Source organism: Halobacillus sp. GSS1 (assembly GCF_017307035.1).
Taxonomy (GTDB): domain Bacteria; phylum Bacillota; class Bacilli; order Bacillales; family Halobacillaceae; genus Halobacillus; species Halobacillus litoralis.
The window spans coordinates 128,900-149,205 of record NZ_JAFLHE010000006.1 but is presented as its reverse complement, the minus strand read 5'-3'; the positions used below and the strand labels follow the sequence as shown (position 1 = coordinate 149,205).

Here is a 20,306-nt window from a genome sequence, read left to right as displayed (position 1 = left end):
TTGGTGAGACCCCACAGGACGCAGTCCGAGGAGGCTCACCGCGCTCCCGCGGAAAGCGAGTCATTCCCCTCCGCCCCCATACACTCAACAAAAATCTCAAAACTGAGTCTTCCACAAACGGGAGCTATTCTTCAATAAAACTTCTTCATTAAATTCCATATCGAATTGAGGTTAAGATGAATCACTTTTGTACAGGATTCACACACTAACTGTAAAAACGAGTGAGAATGCTTAGGAAAAGGTGAATAAGATGAATGACATTGTGGAGCAGTTTGAAGTTACATTCAACCAGATCCATCAACATTTGAAAGAACTGAATGGTTTCCCGAAAAATGATAATTTTGTGGAGCTTCTTCAGCGTTCCAAACTGAAACATAGCGTCATCCGTATCCACTTCGATCAGTTGAAGCAGTATGCGAAACTCAGAAATGCCATCGTCCACGAAAGAATCAGTGGAGACTATTTCATCGCCACTCCTCATGAAGACGTTGTAATGGCCTTGAAACGAATTAAACGAACGCTTGACCAACCACCGGAAGCCCTGGAATTCGCCACTCGTCCCGTCCTCTATTTTAAAGAAGATACAGCGCTTAGCCATGTGATGGAGGCTTTCGACCAACATGGGATTTCACAATTCCCTATTTATACTAAAGACCGTGCTTTCTCCGGTTTACTTACGAATGACGGGATCGTCCGATGGTTATCACAAAATCATCCGAATGGAAGAATCGTTCTCGAAAATATTTGCGCTTCCGACGTCCTCCCCGTTGAAAAGGATCGTAGTGTAGAATTTCTAAAAGCGGGTGCGACTGTATTTGATTTAGAAGAGCGGTTTGAGAGAAGTTTAAATGAAAACCGGAAACTGAAAGCCGTCATTTTGACCGAAACGGGAAGCCCAGATGATATGCCGATGGGAATTGTAACGACATGGGATTTAATTAAAGTGGACAGACGTGAAACGGACGATGATTGAGTTTTTTCGAAGTGAAAAAGCTAATATTATTGAACGTTCTCCTTTGAGAGGATATGATTAAACTATCCTAGTTAAGGAAGAGGGATGTAAGCATGAATGAACGCAGACATGAACCCTTCCGGTATCCATTCCAAACACCTCTCCCGGGTTTTTACAACAAGAAATTCACAAGTCATGTCTCAGGGCCTATGGAAGTGAAAGACATCAGTATGAACGGATTGCGCTTTTCCTGTGATTCTCAACCTGGATTGTCTATGAAAGATGAGTTGTTTCTCACCTTCATTTATGAAAATAAGACCTTCACAGCTGAAGGCCGGCTCATTTGGATGAAAACGGAAGAGCAGCAAATGACGTGTGGTGTACACGTATTTGAATTTCCAGATCAACTAAAAGAGATCATTGAGAAGCTTGGGGACTCCCTTGAAGCTGTTCAAAATGATCCCGTGGAAACGAAGTCTCCGTAATGGAGGCTTTTTTATTTTGCCTCGGGTTGTAGGTATTCTTCACTTTTCACCGATGGATAAGTTAAATATGTAAAAAAATAGTGTACCAGTTCATCCATTATCTGGATGAACTGGTACACCAAAAAATGTAAGTTACTCTTTTTGGGCTCTTTTTCGGAAGAAGCCTGTGATTTTGTTGGATAGGTCGTCAAAGTAGGTGTAGACGACTGGGATCAGTACAAGCGTGAAAAAGCTCGATACGGTCAGGCCGAAAATGATGGTGACCGCCAGAGGCTGTTGCGCTTCTGCACCTCTGCCTATTCCAATCGCTAATGGAACCATGCCGAGCACTGTCGTCAAGGTCGTCATCAGGATCGGGCGAAGACGGTTAGGTCCTGCCTCTAAAATGGCTTCGTAACGATCGTACGATTTCCGTCTGAGGATGTTGATGTAGTCGACCAGAACGATGGCGTTGTTTACAACAATCCCTGCGAGCATAATAATTCCTACAAAGGCCGGCAAGCTGAATGGCAAACCGGTCACAAATAGACCCCCGGAAATTCCGATGATGGTTGCCGGTAAGGAGAACATGATGATAAATGGGAACAAAAAGTTCTCAAATTGTATCGCCATGACGGCGTAGACAAGGAATATCGAGAAAATCAAAGCAAGAGACAAGTCGCCGAAAGCTTCCTGCATATCCTGCGCCTGTCCTCCAATGGTATAAGAGTAGCCATCAGGAAAGTTCAGACGCTCAAGCTCTGCCCGCACTTCTTCTGTTGCCGTACCCAGATCAATATTCGAAATCTCCGCTTCCACATTCACTTGCGGCTGTTGATTTTGACGGAGCAGAGATACAGGCCCCTGAACTTGGTTCAACTCTGCAATGGTGGCGAGTGGAATCAGTGTGCCATTCGGTGCCTGGACCGACATCCCCTCTAAATCTGCAATCGTCTGCCGCTCATCTTCGGGAAGGATAAAACGGACATCAATTTCATCTGTTCCATTTCGATACCGGGTGGCAACCTGACCACTGAAACCGATCTGCACCTGACTGATCACTTGTTGCTCCGTCAGGCCGTATTGAGCCGCTTTGTCCTGGTCCACTTCAATTTGCATTTCAGGACGTCCTTCATCCGTCGATGACGTCGCATTCTGCACCCCGTCGATTTCATTCATCAAATAAGCGACTTGGCCAGCCAATTCATCCAATACTTCATATTCTCCACCATTGATTTGCACTTGCAGTGGTGCTCCCGTTCCAAGACCTGCATCCAACTCACTTACTTCTATTTCAGCACCTGGAATGCCCGAGAGGGAATCACTTAATTCCTCCATGACGGTCTGGGTCGTTTTTTCCCGCTTCGAAGGTTCGACGAGCTGAATTGTATAGGAAGCAAAGTCAGACGAGCCGTTTCCGATGCTCCCCATTGAACCTCCGCCAATAGAAAGGTAGCTGACATCTATAATTTCACTATAGTCCTCAATCTTGACATCAATCTCTTCAGTGAGGGCTTCCGTCTCTTCAAGAGATGTCCCTTCAGGCATGTTCACTCGAACTTCCACCTGTCCTTGATCGGAAGGGGGAATGAACTCTGTTCCAATCAAAGGAATGAGAGCTATACTCCCTGCGATGAGGGCGAATGTTATGGCGATGGTCGTTTTTCTGAATTTCAATACCCATCTCAACATTGAGCGGTAGCCATCATTCACTTTTTCTAAAAAGCGGTTAAACCAGTACCGGCGTCCTTCTTCTTTCAAGGATTTCGTTAACAGTTTCGAAGAAAGCATAGGAATTAAAGTCACAGACACCGCTAAGGAAGCAATGAGCGCAAACATGATCGTCAACGCAAGGGGGGTGAACAATTCAGATGCGATGCCTTCTACGAATATGATTGGTAGAAAGACGACGAGTGTCGTTGTCGCAGAGGCTACAACAGCTGGCGCCAGCTCTGACGCCCCCTGTTTAGCCGCTTCGACCATCGAATATCCCCGTTGTCGGTAGCTGACGATGTTTTCCAGAATGACGATGGAGCTGTCCACCATCATTCCAATCCCGAGGGCAAGTCCCCCCATCGTCAGGACATTCAATGTTTCACCGGTGAAATACATGAGAGTAAATGTCGATATGATGGCAATCGGTATCGACAACCCGATCACGAGCGTCGCACGAATGCTTTTCAAGAACAGCAATAGGATCAAGACGGAAAAAATACCGCCGAGGATAATGTTCAATACGACACTGTTTATCGAGATCTTGATAAATTCTGATGTATCTAGAACGATGCTTGTGCCAACACCTTCCGGGAGGTCGGCATCCAGCTCATCCATCGCCTCCCGTACGTTATCGGCGGTTTCAACGGTATTCGCATCCGTCTTTTTCAAGATGGAAAGTACCACGGAAGATGAACCGTTCACCTTGCTGATGGTGTTGGAATTGGCAAGCGTTTCGTTCACCTCAGCAATTTGACCAAGCGTCACCTGGGCCCCTGTAGGAGATTGGATTCTTGTCTCTCTCACATCTTCCACAGAATTGAATTCTCCATCAATCCGGATTTGAAGATCTTTCTGTCCTTTCTCGATGGTTCCTGCTGAGGCTGACTGATTGGCTGCATTCAGCGCCTGAATCAATGTTTGAGAATCCAAACCGTATGTAGCCATCTGTGCCCGATCCACCAGGACTTGAACCTCTTTTGTCTGTCCGCCTTCTATGCTGACTGAGGCGACGCCTTCTTGCCGTTCAAGAAAAGGAACCAGCCGGTTTTCTGCTACTTTTTGGAGTTCATCGGGTGTATCACCTGACAAGCCTACCGTCATGATCGGCAGCTGCTGCGGGTCAAAACGGAGAACACTAGGATCGGAGGCGCCTTCCGGTAAAAGTCCGGTCACCTGATCGACATTTTCCCTGACCTGTAAGAGCGTACTGTCAAGATTCACCCCTGTATTGAACTGCATAAGAACGAGCGAGGCCCCAGCCTGTGATTGAGACTGGAGCACTTCGAGCCCTTCAATACTGCTGACAGAAGACTCCACTGGCCGGCTGACGAGTTTTTCGACCTCCTGCGGGGCTGCTCCTTCATAGGAAGTCGATACCACCGCGATTGGCAGGTCTATTTCCGGATACAAATCAATGGTCAAACTGCGGAGGGATACAAAACCGAGACCAAGAATGGCAGCAACAATCATAATGACTCCCACAGGTCGTTTGACGGAAAGATTAACAAGCTTCATCAGGAATCCTCCTCCATGATGGTCACTTGATCCCCGTCTTCCAAGGTGAGCTGTCCTGTCGTAATGACCGTCGCATCTTCAGGAAGGTTTCCGGACACTGCTGTGAAATCCGACTGAGACTCTAAAACGGAAACGAGAACCTGGACGGCTTTTTCATCCACTACTTGATAAACGAATGTTTCATCATTTTGTTCGATGAGACTGTCTGTCGGGACAATGAGCGTATCTTCTACTACGTTTTCAGGAAGTAAGAACGTCGCCATCATCCCTGGTTTAATCTTTTCATCTCCATTACTAACGGTCGCTTCAACGGGGTAGAGTCCTGTATCGTCCGGAACGGAAGAAACGTAACTTACGGTTGAGGCGACCTGTTCTTCCAGATAAGGAAGATCGACGGTCAGCTCCGCTCCTTTTTCAAAAAGGGAAAGTTGATCTGCCGTGACGGAAGCGGTAATCGTCATGGGATCCAGACTGACGATGGTAGCAAGTGGCTGTTGATTGCTGACCATATCCCCTTCACTTGCATTCACTGTCGACACTTCGCCGGATGTAGGTGCAGTAATTGCTTCATTTTCGGCTTGTTCCTGAGCCTGGTTCAATTGAACATTGGCTTGTTCTACCTGAAGCTCTGCCTGCTCCACCGCTACACGGGCCTGCTCCAACTGTTGTTCCGCCTGATCGACTTGCGCTTCTGCTTGTGCTACTGCAGATGAAGACTGAGGCTGCTGCCCATTTAATTGCTGGTATTGAGCATACGCTTGATCTGCACGATTCTTCGCTTGCTGATAGAGCGCATCGGGAATCGTGCCTTCATCGGCTAATTTTTTTGTTTCATCCGCCAATTGCTTGGCTTGTTCGTATTGTTGCTTCGCTGCTTCCGCTGCCTGAGCTGTTTGACTTGCCTGCGATTGTGAGGCTTGTTCGGCCAGGTCAACCTGCTCCTTCGCATTTTCAACACCTTCGGACGCCTGCTCTTTGGATACTTGCGCATTTTCAAGCTGCGTTTGAGCTTGGCGAACAGCGATCTGCTGCAATTCCACCTGATTATCTACATTGCCTCCTGGACGGACAACGGCTACGGTTTCTCCTTTTTCTACTCTGTCCCCTTTAGCAACATTCAAGGTTGCCAATTCTCCAGGGGTTTCAGGTAAAACAGGTGAAGTATCAGCAGCCGTTGCACGGGCCACCAGTTTACGTTCCACGACAAAATCCTCTTTTTTCACGGACTCCACTTTGACCGGTGTGATCCGCTCCTCTATTTCTTCATTGGCTTCTTCCTGATTACAAGCGGTTACAAAGAAGAGCACCATGAACATGAAAATCAAACGTTTCATCTAAGACTTCCTCTCCATATCAGACTCTCGTAAATCTCCCGGACTTTTATCTACTTCTATTATTTTTCCCCTTCGCGATCAAGAGGATACCCATTAAAAACGCACTGACCATGTAGTCATAATTACGATTAATGTTACTAAATCGCGATTTGTAATGCAACTTGTAGTATTCCTACGAAATTGACAAAATTGTGACTAATTTTGGTAATGAAATCATTTCATACTTGCCCCCGTCCTCGCTTTTTTAACGTACCAGGTATGAAGTTCTCCTTTCTCAGTACCTGGTACGAATTAACAATCAAAAGATACGAATGCATAAAAAAGTTCACAAAAAAAGCTGAACCTATGGAAGAGGTTCAGCTTTCTATTTTTTACTGCAGGTTATTACCAAGCTGGGCAACAATCAAATCCAGCTTTTTGACTTTCGGAAGCTCATAGCCTGGAAAACGTTCATCAAAGTGAGCAAAAACAGGCTCCAGTGCTTCATCTTCAAGTAGTTCTTCATAAGTCCGGAATGTATGTTGGTACTGTCCGATATAACGCTTCATCTTTTTATCGAAGCCTGATAAATGGTATGTGGATGAGTAATCAAAGGCTTTAACGATATCACTATCATAGGTTGGGAAACTTGGATTAATGGTATGCAGCATAGAAGCAGCTAGTGGGAACTGCATCGTTGGGTTCCCCTTGTGATTCTTCACCTCGTAAAGGCTTTTCGTAATGTGGACGATGTTCGGGCGTTCATATCCACGTTGTTCTTCCATCAGTTTGAAATAGTACGTCTCAAACTCCTTCGTCAGACTTGGGTTGTCCAGCCGGAAGAAATGCCGGAAGATGAATTGATATAGCGTGTCGTCAGGTACATAAGTATCCTGAAAGACGGTGTGAAGGTAAAGATACACATCCAGTTTTTCCAGTGGAATCCGGTTCACCACTTTTTCATAGTCTTCCAAGATCAAATCTTTCAGGTCGCTTGCCGTTCTGTATTTCATCAATAATCACCTCTATTCGCTTATTCCACACATGAGAAACCTGAAAACTCCTGATTGTAAAGTTTTTATGAATATTTCTACTTCTATTCTACATAAGATTTTAACGTTTTCCAAAGGTTTTCAAAGATCCGGACTAAGATCCAGTTCGTCCGTAATCTTGCTTGAGTTTATAAAGAACTGACCGATGTATAAGAAAAGGAGGGATAAGATGGACATCGCCGCAATATCCATGGCTATGAGTACAGCAAGCCTTAAGCAACAATCCAGTCTGGCTTTGATGGATAAAGTAAAAGGGGATACCGAAGAGAAAGGGAACCAAATGGTCGAAATGCTTAAACAATCCATTCCCCACCCTGACCTAGGCAAACAGATTGATTTGAAAGGATAAAAAGTGTAGACAGTAAGGTAATTCTACTATCTCCACTTTTAAGGAGTGGTTTACATCGAAAAACGGCTGGCTTTAAGCGGATTCACCTTATTTATGATTGGTGTAGGTCTCTACCTTCTCCAACCCATAGCCATTTTAAGGTTTCTCATCCCTACTTTTACCATTGGAGGAGTATGTATAATAGCCATTTCCACCTTTCTTTCCATGAAAAAAAGCCGCTGAATGCGGCTTTTTTTATTCGTTATTATTTTCTTCGTCTGTTGTTGCTCCATCATCAGTCATGCCGTCTTCCCCATTTTCACCATCTGTCATATCATCTTGTTCTTTTTCTTTTTCTTCTTTATTCATGTCGCCTTCTTCATCCATATTGTCTTCTTCTTCCATGTCGCCCTCTTCATCCATACCGTCATCCATATTGTCCTCTTCGTTGTTGTTTTCTTCTTCCATGTTGTTGTCTTCTTGAGGCTCTTCTTCAGAAGCACAAGCTCCTAATAGGGATACGGCAAAAAACGCGACCAAAAGTTTCATAAGTAATGCTTTCATCGGTGTTTCCTCCTTTTAATGATTTCCCAAACTAGTATGTCCATATTATGTAAGTTCATCCATATAACTGATTTTTTATCTATCCTCTTATTCCAGTAAAGCTCCCGTTTGTGGAAGACTCAGTTTCGAGACTTTTGTTGTGTGGATGGGGGCTTCGGGGAATAGCTCGCTTTCCGCGGGAGCGCGGTGAGCCTCCTCGGACTGCGTCCTGTGGGGTCTCACCAAGCACTTTTTTCCCGCAGGAGTCTCGCCATTCCCCTCCGCCCCTTTATCATAAAAGGTTCTCGAAACCACTACGATAAGGACAGCTCGTATGATTATTAGAAATGGATGAAAGAACACCTCCCCTAGCACAGGAAAGTCTGATCTAGAGCGCTTTACCTCCCTAACAGTTGGATAGTAGAAGACCATCCAACTTGGTAAAGGGGTTCGTTACACTCATACATCGAATGGGGTGGTTGGGAAGCTGCGAGACTCCCGCGGGAATGGATGGGCTGGCAAGACCCCACAGTGCGAAGCACGAGGAGGCTTGCCGTCCTCCCCGCAGGAAAGCGAGTAGCTTCCCAGCCCCCCCTGACGCTCAACCCGGGCAACGAACCCTAAAAAGTCTCGAAACTAAGTCTTCAACAATCCTGCCATATACTAAAAAAGAACGCAGCCGGCGCTGCGTTCTTTTTTATGATTATTTTAAAGCAAACATGATTTCCGCTTCACATGCGATTTCTCCATCGACAGAAGCTGTTGCTTTTCCTTTTCCTACAGGACCTTTCAAACGGACGATTTCTACTTCCAATTTCAAACGGTCACCAGGCTTGACTTGACGTTTGAAACGGCATTTATCAATTCCTGTGAAAAATGCGAGTTTCCCCTGGTTTTCTTCTTTTTTCAGCATGGCAACAGCACCCATTTGTGCCATCGCTTCTGTGATCAACACACCCGGCATGACAGGGTAGTCGGGGAAGTGTCCTTGGAAGAAGGGTTCGTTCATTGTGACATTCTTGTATCCGACCGCACGCTCACCTTCTACAATCTCTTCTACTTGGTCAATTAGTAGAAAGGGATAACGGTGTGGGATGATTTCTTTGATTTGTTGTATATCTAGCATAATCAGGCTCCTTTCCTATCCATGCTTTTATTATAAAAGAAGCACAAGCCAGGAACAAAGTTTTTTCTGAGTGTCTGTTTTAAATCAACCTTTTAGGGAAAATATACAACTAAGTTCACCTATTACAAAGAGGAGGCCGATAAAATGCTTTGGACGATATTAATTATCATCCTCGTTCTATGGCTATTAGGCTTACTCGGGGGGATCGCTGGAAACTTGATTCATATTTTACTTGTGGTCGCCCTCGTTGTACTCATCGTCCGTCTTGTGCAAGGCCGTGGGCGATTATAGCCAAATGAAAGAAACCGCTATGGAGGTATCCATAGCGGTTTTATTTATGAGCTCCGTGTCAGTTCATTTGTAGAGGAAGGGTTTGTAGAAAGAGTTTGTTCACTACTTCCTGCCATTTGCGTATGTTTCATTTCCTTTACTGGGCTTGTCGGGCTCAACCAAAAGGTGTACCATGAACCTTCTTTAATTATCGGATCAAGATCGAACAGTTCATATTTACAGCTTTGAGAGATCTCTTTCAATTCTCCTTTGTTAGGCAGGGCGAAAAGGTTGGAGTGAGCGACAAAGAAACTGTTAAAGGCTGAAGAAAACGCTTCTCCATGCTCCGTTTCATTGATTGGTGTGATGACTGATATCAGCCCTTGATTACTCACGTAAGTGTGGAGGTGGTTCAATAGACGCCTGCGATCTTCCGGATGAATATAGTGGAAGATGTTATGCAGGAGGACGACATCCACATTTTCATCCTCACGAGGTTTCCACTCATTAATATCACCGACTTCGAAGGTGATGTTCGGATAACCTTCAGATAAGGTACGCGCTTTTTCGATGACCTTCTGATTGATGTCTACTCCGATCATTTCCAAATGTGGATATTCCATAGCCAGTTTCCTTAGATATCCTCCATGTCCACAGCCTAAATCAACGACAGAAGTCACTTTTTTATCTTTGATCATCCGCTTAATCTTCTTAATAGCGAAATGCTCAAGCAAAGCAGACGTTTCTGCGACTACTTCTCCATGACGCTCATGGTTGAATTCTGCTCTCTCATGGGATTTCATGATGTCTGGGTACTTTAATAGTGTCGGCAGGTGCAATTCCATCATTTCTTTCAGTAAGGCTTTAACTCCAGGTGACTGGTCATTTCCCATCAAGCTGGCACATTTTCTTTTTGATGTTCGAAAGCGGTTGTTTGGACGTTTTTTCATATGCTTGACCGCCACTCCCACATTCACCCAGGAAGCGAGTAGGTCATAGGGATAACCCGTTTTCTCACTGATTGCTTCAACTGTCCTCGCTGTCCTGAATTCATCAAAAAGACCGAGTTCTGATCCCACATAAGCGTGCCAGCTAGGCAGGAACGATTCGTTCTTTTTCATCCATTTCCTTGCCTGCATCGCCGTTACCCATTCATTCATGATATCCTTCCTTTCTCGTTTCTTTTCCAAGGATAATCTTCTTCTTCAGAAAAGAGATACTGACGCTGTTTTTGATCTGATACCCTTTTTTGTCTTGGTGGAAGCATACTGCCTTGGACGGCTCTGTCCACCAAACTGAAATCCCATTTGCCAAGTCCTGATATATTCAGCATTTGTTTGACGTGAAGCTGATCATCATCATAGATTCTCTGGACGGCTTTCAAACGGAATTTCCTCCACCATTCGTATTGAAACGAATAAACAAGAGCCGACAAATGACTTAAGTTGAGTAAAAATTCTACACGAGGTCTGCGCACATCCTCATAATAATGAAGATAGTCCGTGTAGGTTTTCCCCTCTTCCTTACACCAGGCCAGAAGCTCACCTAATACATCAGCATCCTGGATGGCGAGATTCATCCCTTCCCCCGCCATGGGGTGAACGGTGTGCGCGGCATCCCCCAGGATTGCTATATTTCCGGAATAATAACGGTCAACATGATACGTAAATGGAATCATCAATTGAACCGTTTTCCAATCTTCTATGGTCCGAACCCCCTCCGCAAGCTCTGGTTCCAGTTCACTGTAAGCTTGATAGAGGGACTCCAGCCCTTTTTCCTGAATGCGTTTATACTCTCCGGCTTTGATTAAAAATACAGTCCGTACTTCGTTATCGGGGAGAGGGAATAACCCTAGAAAACAGCTGGATGTCGTAATGATTTTTCCTTTTGTAAATGATGCCGGACGGGGAATGGTCACCGTCAGAAAATGATGATTGTAGTCTTTCCTTTTCACATGGACATTCATGGCATCACGCGTAGGTGAGCTTCGTCCTTCTGCTCCTATGTACACTTGAGCCTGGACGTAGAATGTCTCCTTCTTGTGCTTCACCTTTGCCATCCCTTTTTCAAAACCCATAAATCTTGCCCCTGGAAGGTAATGAAAAAATTCATCATATTCCTTCCCCTTATTCCTTAGGATTTCTTTTGTTTTTTCATGCGGAACCATTAAAGCATGATCGTAAATGCTGGCGACACGACTGTAACTCAACTCTGTCAGGTTGATCTCTTCAGGATTACTTCCACGGTTACGTTGAACTTCCTGAAAACGCAGTTGGTCTATGACATGACCGTTCTCTTCCACTTCGTCCAATACGTCCAACATTTCGAGAATAGCCAGTGTCTTCGGTTGCAGAAGTTCACCTTTATATACAGGAGATTCTCTTTTGAGCTGCTCCGCTATGACCACATGAACACCGCGGCTGGCAAGCTTCGCCGCAAGAGCAAGTCCCCCTACACCGCCGCCGGCAATAAATACATCTGTCTTCAAGATTATGATCCCTCCCCGCTGCTTTGTCCTCTGTACGGTTGTAATTCCCTAATCCATAGCTTGAAAACATCTGATGCGCTGCATCATTGGTACGGAAAGGAAAGACCCGTACCTGGAACGCTATCAGTCGTGAGCAGTGCCTAGCACCTTCAGCCATATGCATGGTGACAGTCTTTGTGTTCAAAAAATCACAAATGGACAAAAAGAACACGAGTCGTAACGACTCGTGTTCTGCATATTGAATAAGCTTATCTCATAGAATGAAGTACAAGCTAACGATTATTCTGTTTTTGTAACGATATCCCAAATATGGCGCCATGTGTCCATTTCAAGCGCGTCTGTCGGGTTACCATCACCAATAATTCCATATCCGACCATTAATCCAATCAGTAAGGCCGCCGCACTGAAAAGAAGGACAAGGATGATCCGCAGCCATATCGGCAGGACTCGCCGCCGCCCTTTTTTCGGAGCTTTCTCTTCGGCTTCCGATTTCTGTTTGTTGGACGATGCTTTCGTCGGCTTCTGCTTCGTGGCTTCATCTAAAGCTTGACGCTTTTTTTCTCTTTCCTGATCTTTATTTAGCTTTTTGCCTGTTGATTTAGGATCTGTTGCCATGGTCCGTCAAACTCCTTACGTTTATGATCTCAGTTGACTCACAAGCCCCATCATTTGATCACCTGTGGATATGGATTTTGCGTTGAATTGATAGGCACGTTGAGCCATCAGCATTTCTGTCATCTGCCTGGCTACATCCACATTCGATGTTTCAAGCGTCTGGGACTGCATTTTTACCTCTTCAGAAAGCACTTCTCCCATAATTCCATCCTCTTCTACATTGTCTGGAATACGGAAACGATTCGCCCCAACCGATTCTAACATACGTGGCCGGACAGCTTCACTAACATCCAACGTGCCTTCCACCACTTGGTTTTGATTTCTTGTGACTAGAATTCTTCCATTCGGATCGATATTGATGGCTTGAAAATTGTCTTCAAGGATAATATTTTCACCGTCCGCACCGATGACTGGGTGACCATCTGCATCTGTCAGAAGCAATTGACCATCATCGATCGGATTCAAATAGAAGTTCCCTGCACGGGTATAGTGAATTTCCTGGCCTTGTTCCGTTGTAACTCGGAGGCCGAACATATGGTGGTCTTCCAATAAAGCCACATCCAGTTCCCTGCCCGTATTTTTCAGGCTTCCCTGAGTCAGATCAAGGTTCGTGTGACCAAGTTTAGCACCTGAACCAACACGGATGCCTTCCGGTGTCAGCCGGCCGACCTCTGCTTCAGAGTGAGACTGGTTGTCGATCTGTTGATACAGTAATGAAGAAAAATCGGCGTTGCGGCTTTTGTATCCTGTCGTTTCACTGTTAGACAAGTTGTTTCCGACAAGATCCAGCTTTTTCTGCAGCTGCCCCATCGTTACAGCCGATTGGATCATTGAACGATTCATGAACGTTGCCACACTCCTTAACTAATTCTTCCGATTTCCGTCACTGCTTTTTGCATGCTCTGATCATAAGCTTTTAAGACACGCTGGTTCATTTCGAATGAACGGTATGTATTCATCATTTCTGTCATAGTCCTGTTCGGATCGACATTTGATTGCTCCAGATGGTGTTGACGAATGGAGAAACCGACTCCTTCTTCCGCTCCGGGATTCAACAAAATGGTCGCCTCCTCAGAAAGACGATAGAGATCGTTTCCTTCTTTAACCATTTGAGAAGCATCCGGTGTATAAGACACTCCGAGTGTGAGGGCCTGTCCATCTACGGTAAGCTCTCCATTTTGTGAAACATCAAATTCCATGCCGCCCGTATTGATTGGGTCTCCGTCTTCATCCAAAACATAATACCCGAGATTTGTCGTCAAGAAACCTTCCCCATCCACAGTGAAGTTCCCATTACGTGTGTACCGCTCTTCCCCATCTTCATTCTGAACACGAAAGAAAAGAGAACCGGACTCCTCCGGCACCTCATTTTGTACAAGGGCAAGGTCTGTCCCCACCCCTGTTTCTTTCAGGTCTCCTTGAGCAAAAGAAGGAATCGCTTCCTGCATATAAACACCTGTGTTAAGGGATCCTACATGTCCGCCATCAGGTATTTTGAATCCATTCTTCGTTGGGATCGTTTTGCTTCCCATCCGCTCGATCAATAGCTCTGGAAAAGCACGCATCGTCCCCTGATCTGCTTTGTACCCGGGTGTGTACGCGTTCGCCATGTTATTCGACAACGTTTCCTGCATCCTCTGGTTGGCCATCATACCTGCTGCTGCTGTGTAAAATCCCCTTAACAAGGTGTCCTCACTCCTTCCGTCCCATCTAAACTATAGTTTCGTGGAAATACGCTTATCAATATTTTCAAGCATGATGCCTGTACCTGTAGCGACACAATCCATCGGAGATTCAGCTACAAGAACAGGAACCTTCAGCTCTTCGGCGAGCAGTTGGTCAATGCCATGCAGAAGTGCTCCGCCGCCTGTCATGATCACTCCACGATCAATGATATCGGCAGATAGCTCAGGTGGTGTACGTTCCAGCACTTGTTTCGCCGCTTGAACGATGACCTGGACAGACTCACGCAAGGATTTTTCAATTTCTTCAGAATTGACGGAGATCGTTCGTGGTAATCCGGACACCATGTCTCGCCCGCGAATTTCGATTTCCTCATTTCTTGAACCAGGGAACACCGTAGCCACACTGATCTTAATATCTTCAGCTGTGCGCTCACCGATCAACAGTTTATATTCTTTTTTAATGTATTGTAGGATCTCATGGTCAAACTTGTCACCGGCCATTTTAATGGAAGAAGCCGTGACAATATCACCCATGGATAAAACAGCGACATCCGTTGTGCCACCTCCGATATCGACCACCATGTTTCCGCTTGGCTGGAAGATATCCATACCGGCACCAATCGCTGCTACTTTAGGCTCTTCTTCTAAATATACTTTTTTACCACCGGATTTCTCAGCCGCTTCTTTGATCGCTTTCTGCTCCACTTTCGTAATGTTCGTCGGGCAACAGATCAACATGCGCGGTTTTGATAAGAATCCTCTCACGTTTGTTTTTTGGATAAAGTGCTTCAACATCGCCTCAGTAACGTCAAAATCTGCAATGACACCATCCTTAAGCGGCCGGATAGCTTCAATGTTGCCTGGCGTACGTCCGACCATCCTACGGGCTTCTTCACCTACCTCAAGCACTTTCCCAGTATTACGGTCCATGGCAACCACAGACGGTTCGTTCAATACAATTCCTTTACCTTTTACGTGGATGAGTACGTTCGCTGTACCCAGGTCAATTCCTATATCTCTCGCAAACATGTTCTGTAGATCCTCCCTATTGTAAAAAACATAATCCAAGTAACGCGCAGGACCCTCGTAATCCGTTACGTTACACCGGCAATGGAGATCAATCTCCTTCAACTTATATTTCCCTATTGTTTCAAGTTCTATTTTCGATTTAAATCATGCACATCTAGTTCTTTATTCTATCACAAAATTACGACATCCGTCTCTTGAGAGATGAAAAAAGTTACCAAATATCGAGGAAATATGACAAAGGGAGGAGAACATCGTTCAGGCGAGAGGTTGAACAGGTTGATCATCCACAAATTGAGATTTGTATTTTCTGCGGGTCGCTTCTCCACCTCTGAGATGGCGGATTTCTTTATGGTGATCAAGTATCTTCTTCACTTCCTTGGCAAGTTCAGGATTCACTTCCGGAAGCCTTTCGGTCAAGTCTTTGTGGACCGTACTTTTAGAAACTCCAAACTCTTTGGCAATCACTCTTACCGTTTTTTTCGTTTCAATAATGTGCTCACCGATCTTGATAGTCCTCTCTTTGATGTAATCATGCACTCCACTCGCCTCCTGTGATTGACTATCCAAGGGGGTAGGATTCTTAGGAAAGCGGTTCAATTGTTTTGTTAAGGGTGTTTACTCTGGAAGTTAAATCATGCTGGATCACCCTGGATGTTACCGAGTGCTCGGTTATCCTCATTGTATTAATAAAAGTTCTAAGATATGCCAGATGATGCATGGTGTGATGTGATTTCTTGTAATTTCATGCTTAATCTCAAACATTGAACATCCGTGTCTTCATCTTATGTAACACAAAAGGCTTCATACATGCTTAAACGCACTGCAGAAACAAATAGATATCAGCTTAGAGATAAACACAAAAAAAATGAGGGCAGAACCCTCATTTTTTAAGCTTGTGTGGCAGAGATGGAAGAGGCACTATCTTCATCTGGTGTTTGCTCTTCATCTTCAGAACCAGCTGGATCTTCATCCGTATTCAATTCTTCATCCGTAGACTGCTCGGCATCATCAGAAGATTGCTCTGTACCTTCAGAAGGCTCTTCGCCGTCTCCTTGTGGCTCTTCAGCAGGAGCTTCATCTTCTTTTTGAGCTTCTTCTCCTGCATTTTCAATGATTTTACTCATTGGCTGACCGAAAAACTCTTCAGGATTAACAGGCTGGCCATCACTGCGCACTTCAAAGTGTACATGGACACCACTTGCTTGACCGAAGGAGTTCTTACCTGCAGAACCAAGAACATCACCTTGTGCTACATCTGATCCTGCTAAAACATCGACATCTTCTAAACTAGCATACACAGTAGAAATGTTTTCATCATGTGTGATTTCAATTACATTGCCGTATAGCGGATCCTCTTTAACTTCTGTGACTGTTCCTGACAAAGCTGCTGTAACTTCGAAAGCTTCTCCATCTTCTCTAGTAATGTCTACGCCTTCGCTTTGGTAATACTTATTGTTGTATAGGACCAGTGCACTTTCTTGATCTTGCTCGGAAGCGTCGTAATCATAGAATTTAGTGACAATGGATGCTGCCTTTTCATCTGCTACAGGCATTTCCAAGTTTTCCTGGTGTTCCATGACTGGCACAGTATCTTTCTCATTATCTGCCGTCAAAAATTCGTCCTGGACTTTGGAATCCGGCTGCTCCGCGATTTGGTCTTCCAAATCACTAGCTCCCTGCTGATACCAGAACACTCCGACAAGTACTAATGCAGCCACTGACAAATACAATGCTGGATACAACCACTTCTTGCGCATCAAGCGTTTGAACTTTAATTTAGTCACGCTTTTTTTACCTTCCTCTTTCATGTTCATCACCTCAAAAACCATTCTGAACACTTATTAGGGATTATATACATTCACAAGAAAAAATTTATATTTCATAGAGTACTTATACAAGATTGGCTCCCCATTCTTAAAGACAATAAGTTTGAACAACGAAAAAAAGAGCTGCACAGGGCAGCTCTTTAGTTGACGGTGTCTTCTTTTTCAATGGTCAATGAAGCCGTTTGGGTACTGAGCGGGGCAATTTCTGTGTCCTGGTAATAGTGGTGGATGATTTCTTTATAATCCTTGCCTGATTTGGCCATGCCATTGGCCCCGTACTGACTCATTCCTACGCCGTGGCCATAGCCTTTCGTCGTGAAGATGACATGATCCCCTTTTTGTTTGATAGTGAAGTCACTGGATGGCAGCCCGATTTTTTCACGGATTTCTCTTCCGGAAAACGATTGATCCCCGAAATGAACTTCGTCTACCCTGTTTCCTTCTGTCTTTGTCATCGTAGTCTGCTGGATCCCTGCCCCTATACTAACTCCTAAGGCTTGCTCAAGCTCTGCAACGGTAATGATTTTTTGATCCACGAATTTCGGAGATTCCTGATCCCATGGACTTTCTACACTTTGAAGGTATGGAATGTCATGCTCCCAATAATCTCCTGCGTTTTCTGTGTAGCCGTTACTCGTTGAGAAGAAAGCGGCCGTAATGGGCTGTTGGTCATACGTAATAATTTCACCCTTCGTAGCCTTGACAGCCTCTGTGATTTTCTTCATGTTCTCTTCATAATTATCTTTCCATTGACTCCGTAGTTGGTCTTCATCCTTATACACTTGGTGACTGACTGTATCGGTAACATCTGCTTCTGAAGAAACCTTCTCCCCTTGGACCAGGTGGCGCGTAATATAAGTTCTGGCTGCAAGGGCCTGCGCTTTCAAAGCTTCCATTTCGAAATTCACGGGCATTTCAGAAGCGACGACTCGAGCAACATAACTTTCTAACGGAACCTCTTCCACCTCTTTTGTCGTGCTGCGTAATACTTTGACTGCAAAAGGAGAGTCCTCTACGCTCGCTACTTCTTCTGTTTGCGGAGTTTCCTTCACTTCTTCCGTACCCCCGGAATTCGTAAATGGAACGACAATCATCGTTGGTAAGATGAGTATTATTGTAAATAAACCACATACAGCAAGTATTCCAATTCCATTGTTTTTTTTCATCCGCATCCTCCTGGTTACATAGTAAATCCCTCTACTAAAAATGTATCCAGAAATAGAAGATGATAGAACTAAAAAAGCTTACCTATTTCAAAAATATTGAAACAGGCAAGCTATAAAGATGTATATATTATAATGTCGATACTGATTCGCTTGGTTCGTGATCTTCTGAATAAACTTCTTCTTCTCTAACACGCTCGATATCAGCGCCGAGTGTAGCTAATTTCTCAGCAAAATCCACATATCCGCGATCCAAGTGCTTAAGCTCCGTTACCCGTGTATATCCATCGGCAACTAAACCTGCCAGGATCAACGCTGCTCCCGCTCTAAGATCGGTTGCTGCAACTTCTGCACCCTGTAAGGATGACGGTCCTTCTACAATGACACTGCGACCCTCAATTTTCAAATTCGCGTTCATACGACGGAATTCTTCGACGTGCATGAACCGATTTTCAAAAACGGTTTCTGTAATGACGCTTGTGCCTGCTGCATTCAGCATCAGAGCCATCATTTGAGATTGCATGTCTGTCGGGAAACCAGGGTGTGGCATCGTTTTAATGTCGGTGGCTTGAAGAATATCCGGTCCAATTACACGTAGACCACTTTCTTCTTCTTGAATGGTGACGCCCATCTCCTCCATCTTGGAAACAAGAGGACGTAAATGTTCGTGCATGGCACCTTGTACGAGAACATTCCCTCCAGTAATTGCTGCAGCTACCATAAATGTACCTGCTTCAATACGGTCGGGGATGATGGTATGAGTCGTACCAACAAGCTTCTCTACACCTTCGATGCGAATGGTTTCTGTTCCTGCACCGACGATGTTAGCGCCCATTTTATTCAAATAGTTTGCCAGGTCGACAATTTCTGGCTCTTTCGCACAATTTTCAAGAATTGTCTTTCCTTCTGCAAGGGCTGCAGCCATCATGACGTTTTCTGTCGCGCCTACACTTGGTACATCGAAGTAAATTTTCGCACCTTTCAGGCGGCCGTTAACTTCAGCTTCAACATAGCCGTTACCAACGGTTACTTCAGCTCCCATTGCTTCAAAGCCTTTTAAGTGCTGATCAATCGGGCGTGAACCAATGGCACATCCTCCGGGCATAGCAACCTTAGCATGGCCATACCGGGCCAAAAGTGGTCCCAATACAAGAACAGAGGCGCGCATTTTTCTTACATATTCAATTGGTGCTTCCGTTTCCAGTTCACTAGAAGCATCTACCGTGACTGTGTTACCCACCATATTTACATCTGCATTCATATGTCGGATCACTTCATTGATCGTATATACATCAGCTAGTGCGGGTACTTCATGCAGTACGCTTTTTCCTTCACTTGCAATAATACTTGCTGCGATGACAGGCAGTACGGCATTCTTGGCACCTTCTGCTTTAACAGTACCATTCAGCTGCCTCCCACCACGGACGATGATTTTTTCCAAGGTTCATTCTCCTCCGCGTCCATATTCATTATTATTAATATTCAGCAGTTATTATGGGTGTGCCAATCGTGATGTTTGTCTCCCCGCCCAAAGTTCGGGTCGCGAATTGAACGTTCATCATTCGATCCCCAGCATCAATGGCCTGATCCCACTTTTGGGTGTATCCGGTCCTGCTCGTCCAACCGTTTTCGTCGATTTCATCTATTGTTGTTATGTCGAAAGCTTGTTTGAATTTTTTATACACTAAAACATCATCAATAATACCACTAAATTTGGTCTTAATACAAGAGAAATTAGTGACATTTTTTGAGAAAAATCGACGAGATATTTCATTCATGCTTGTTTGATTAATGTTTGTTAATGAAGGTGTTCCCTGTCCTTCTGTGGTATAAACCACTTCCACGTCGCTCCACGCATTTTTTGGAACAATCATGCTAAAACTTTCGATGATTCCTTCGGTTTTATGACTGTTTTTGACGTTATACTTCACGGCGTTCATCGTAATCTCTTCTGTTACGACAGAATCAGACCAGAACTCAAGGAGATCCACTTTCAAACGATCTGCCTTTTTTCTAGATACTTTTTCTTTCATCGTGATCGTCCAGCCATTCACTTCAAGCTGCTTATCCGCAGCAAATGACGAAAACTCCATGAGGGTTTCTTGAGCTCCTGTCATTTCCTGTGGATAAGCACCTGTTCCTATAATTAATAGAGCAATGATTCCAGCCAAAACACTTTTCATTTTGAATGCCTCCCCAAGCATTTTCTTACTATAAGTTT

General features: G+C 44.7%; 20 protein-coding genes. 4 read left to right on the top strand and 16 right to left on the bottom strand.

The features are described from left to right. Positions 1–250 precede the first annotated feature (250 nt). Both J0K78_RS13515 and J0K78_RS13510 read left to right on the top strand, forming a co-directional pair. Positions 251–973, top strand: coding sequence for a CBS domain-containing protein (locus J0K78_RS13515; protein ID WP_160910962.1), 723 nt, complete (start codon positions 251–253; stop codon positions 971–973). A 92-nt stretch (positions 974–1,065) separates the two neighbouring features. Further along, complete coding sequence (locus J0K78_RS13510; protein WP_206947538.1) at positions 1,066–1,437, top strand: PilZ domain-containing protein; 372 nt, start codon at positions 1,066–1,068, stop codon at positions 1,435–1,437. Positions 1,438–1,569: 132 nt separating this feature from the next. Here the strand turns inward: J0K78_RS13510 and J0K78_RS13505 are convergent, their stop codons facing one another. The 3 genes from J0K78_RS13505 to J0K78_RS13495 form a co-directional block, all read right to left on the bottom strand. Continuing rightward, on the bottom strand, positions 1,570–4,647 hold the full coding sequence (locus J0K78_RS13505; protein ID WP_206947537.1) for an efflux RND transporter permease subunit: 3,078 nt from the start codon (positions 4,645–4,647) through the stop codon (positions 1,570–1,572). Then, a complete protein-coding gene (locus J0K78_RS13500; RefSeq protein ID WP_206947536.1) occupies positions 4,647–5,981 on the bottom strand; it encodes an efflux RND transporter periplasmic adaptor subunit in 1,335 nt (444 codons plus the stop codon). Before J0K78_RS13500 ends, J0K78_RS13505 begins: the two co-directional genes overlap by 1 nt. A gap of 371 nt (positions 5,982–6,352) precedes the next feature. Beyond that, complete coding sequence (locus tag J0K78_RS13495; protein ID WP_089652041.1) at positions 6,353–6,973, bottom strand: hypothetical protein; 621 nt, start codon at positions 6,971–6,973, stop codon at positions 6,353–6,355. A 208-nt stretch (positions 6,974–7,181) separates the two neighbouring features. Here J0K78_RS13495 and J0K78_RS13490 point away from each other — a divergent pair, with 208 nt between their 5' ends. After that, the gene (locus J0K78_RS13490; protein ID WP_206947535.1) at positions 7,182–7,361 is read left to right on the top strand and encodes a YjfB family protein; all 180 of its coding nucleotides are present in this window, start codon (positions 7,182–7,184) and stop codon (positions 7,359–7,361) included. A gap of 234 nt (positions 7,362–7,595) precedes the next feature. Here the strand turns inward: J0K78_RS13490 and J0K78_RS13485 are convergent, their stop codons facing one another. Then, entirely contained in the window at positions 7,596–7,904 is a 309-nt protein-coding gene (locus J0K78_RS13485; RefSeq protein ID WP_206947534.1) for a hypothetical protein, read from the bottom strand. Between the two features lie 682 nt (positions 7,905–8,586). Beyond that, on the bottom strand, positions 8,587–9,009 hold the full coding sequence (fabZ, locus tag J0K78_RS13480) for a 3-hydroxyacyl-ACP dehydratase FabZ (RefSeq protein WP_160910949.1): 423 nt from the start codon (positions 9,007–9,009) through the stop codon (positions 8,587–8,589). 144 nt (positions 9,010–9,153) lie between these two features. On the opposite strand from fabZ, the gene J0K78_RS13475 reads away from it, so the two are divergent. Continuing rightward, complete coding sequence (locus tag J0K78_RS13475) at positions 9,154–9,300, top strand: lmo0937 family membrane protein (RefSeq protein WP_115823967.1); 147 nt, start codon at positions 9,154–9,156, stop codon at positions 9,298–9,300. Between the two features lie 44 nt (positions 9,301–9,344). Here the strand turns inward: J0K78_RS13475 and J0K78_RS13470 are convergent, their stop codons facing one another. From J0K78_RS13470 to J0K78_RS13420, 11 genes are all read right to left on the bottom strand, one after another. Beyond that, positions 9,345–10,439: a class I SAM-dependent methyltransferase gene (locus J0K78_RS13470; RefSeq protein ID WP_206947533.1), complete on the bottom strand. Its 1,095-nt coding sequence runs from the start codon at positions 10,437–10,439 to the stop codon at positions 9,345–9,347. Next, the gene (locus J0K78_RS13465; protein ID WP_206947532.1) at positions 10,436–11,767 is read right to left on the bottom strand and encodes an FAD-dependent oxidoreductase; all 1,332 of its coding nucleotides are present in this window, start codon (positions 11,765–11,767) and stop codon (positions 10,436–10,438) included. Before J0K78_RS13465 ends, J0K78_RS13470 begins: the two co-directional genes overlap by 4 nt. Positions 11,768–12,046: 279 nt before the next feature. Further along, entirely contained in the window at positions 12,047–12,382 is a 336-nt protein-coding gene (locus J0K78_RS13460; RefSeq protein WP_206947531.1) for a DNA-directed RNA polymerase subunit beta, read from the bottom strand. A 21-nt stretch (positions 12,383–12,403) separates the two neighbouring features. After that, positions 12,404–13,225 carry a flagellar hook-basal body protein gene (locus tag J0K78_RS13455; RefSeq protein WP_206947530.1) on the bottom strand — a complete coding sequence of 274 codons (822 nt, stop codon included), beginning with the start codon at positions 13,223–13,225 and terminating at the stop codon, positions 12,404–12,406. 17 nt (positions 13,226–13,242) lie between these two features. Continuing rightward, positions 13,243–14,067: a flagellar hook-basal body protein gene (locus J0K78_RS13450; protein WP_206947529.1), complete on the bottom strand. Its 825-nt coding sequence runs from the start codon at positions 14,065–14,067 to the stop codon at positions 13,243–13,245. 30 nt (positions 14,068–14,097) lie between these two features. Continuing rightward, positions 14,098–15,096, bottom strand: a complete 999-nt coding sequence (gene mreB, locus J0K78_RS13445; protein ID WP_206947549.1) for a rod shape-determining protein — start codon at positions 15,094–15,096, stop codon at positions 14,098–14,100. Positions 15,097–15,351: 255 nt separating this feature from the next. Then, a complete protein-coding gene (gene spoIIID, locus J0K78_RS13440; RefSeq protein ID WP_160910936.1) occupies positions 15,352–15,633 on the bottom strand; it encodes a sporulation transcriptional regulator SpoIIID in 282 nt (93 codons plus the stop codon). Positions 15,634–15,983: 350 nt separating this feature from the next. Continuing rightward, complete coding sequence (spoIIQ, locus tag J0K78_RS13435) at positions 15,984–16,880, bottom strand: stage II sporulation protein SpoIIQ (RefSeq protein WP_326315640.1); 897 nt, start codon at positions 16,878–16,880, stop codon at positions 15,984–15,986. Between the two features lie 182 nt (positions 16,881–17,062). Further along, a complete protein-coding gene (gene spoIID, locus J0K78_RS13430) occupies positions 17,063–18,088 on the bottom strand; it encodes a stage II sporulation protein D (protein ID WP_206947527.1) in 1,026 nt (341 codons plus the stop codon). A gap of 127 nt (positions 18,089–18,215) precedes the next feature. Further along, the gene (murA, locus tag J0K78_RS13425; RefSeq protein ID WP_206947526.1) at positions 18,216–19,526 is read right to left on the bottom strand and encodes a UDP-N-acetylglucosamine 1-carboxyvinyltransferase; all 1,311 of its coding nucleotides are present in this window, start codon (positions 19,524–19,526) and stop codon (positions 18,216–18,218) included. 34 nt (positions 19,527–19,560) lie between these two features. Next, positions 19,561–20,268 carry a YwmB family TATA-box binding protein gene (locus J0K78_RS13420; RefSeq protein ID WP_206947525.1) on the bottom strand — a complete coding sequence of 236 codons (708 nt, stop codon included), beginning with the start codon at positions 20,266–20,268 and terminating at the stop codon, positions 19,561–19,563. Positions 20,269–20,306 lie beyond the last annotated feature (38 nt).

Excerpts from the sequence above, each read along its gene's own strand:
- J0K78_RS13515 (WP_160910962.1), top strand. The coding sequence starts at position 251 with ATGAATGACATTGTGGAGCAGTTTGAAGTTACATTCAACCAGATCCAT.
- J0K78_RS13510 (WP_206947538.1), top strand. The coding sequence starts at position 1,066 with ATGAATGAACGCAGACATGAACCCTTCCGGTATCCATTCCAAACACCT.
- J0K78_RS13505 (WP_206947537.1), bottom strand. The coding sequence starts at position 4,647 with ATGAAGCTTGTTAATCTTTCCGTCAAACGACCTGTGGGAGTCATTATG.
- J0K78_RS13500 (WP_206947536.1), bottom strand. The coding sequence starts at position 5,981 with ATGAAACGTTTGATTTTCATGTTCATGGTGCTCTTCTTTGTAACCGCT.
- J0K78_RS13495 (WP_089652041.1), bottom strand. The coding sequence starts at position 6,973 with ATGAAATACAGAACGGCAAGCGACCTGAAAGATTTGATCTTGGAAGAC.
- J0K78_RS13490 (WP_206947535.1), top strand. The coding sequence starts at position 7,182 with ATGGACATCGCCGCAATATCCATGGCTATGAGTACAGCAAGCCTTAAG.
- J0K78_RS13485 (WP_206947534.1), bottom strand. The coding sequence starts at position 7,904 with ATGAAAGCATTACTTATGAAACTTTTGGTCGCGTTTTTTGCCGTATCC.
- fabZ (WP_160910949.1), bottom strand. The coding sequence starts at position 9,009 with ATGCTAGATATACAACAAATCAAAGAAATCATCCCACACCGTTATCCC.
- J0K78_RS13475 (WP_115823967.1), top strand. The coding sequence starts at position 9,154 with ATGCTTTGGACGATATTAATTATCATCCTCGTTCTATGGCTATTAGGC.
- J0K78_RS13470 (WP_206947533.1), bottom strand. The coding sequence starts at position 10,439 with ATGAATGAATGGGTAACGGCGATGCAGGCAAGGAAATGGATGAAAAAG.
- J0K78_RS13460 (WP_206947531.1), bottom strand. The coding sequence starts at position 12,382 with ATGGCAACAGATCCTAAATCAACAGGCAAAAAGCTAAATAAAGATCAG.
- J0K78_RS13455 (WP_206947530.1), bottom strand. The coding sequence starts at position 13,225 with ATGAATCGTTCAATGATCCAATCGGCTGTAACGATGGGGCAGCTGCAG.
- mreB (WP_206947549.1), bottom strand. The coding sequence starts at position 15,096 with ATGTTTGCGAGAGATATAGGAATTGACCTGGGTACAGCGAACGTACTC.
- spoIID (WP_206947527.1), bottom strand. The coding sequence starts at position 18,088 with ATGAAAAAAAACAATGGAATTGGAATACTTGCTGTATGTGGTTTATTT.
- J0K78_RS13420 (WP_206947525.1), bottom strand. The coding sequence starts at position 20,268 with ATGAAAAGTGTTTTGGCTGGAATCATTGCTCTATTAATTATAGGAACA.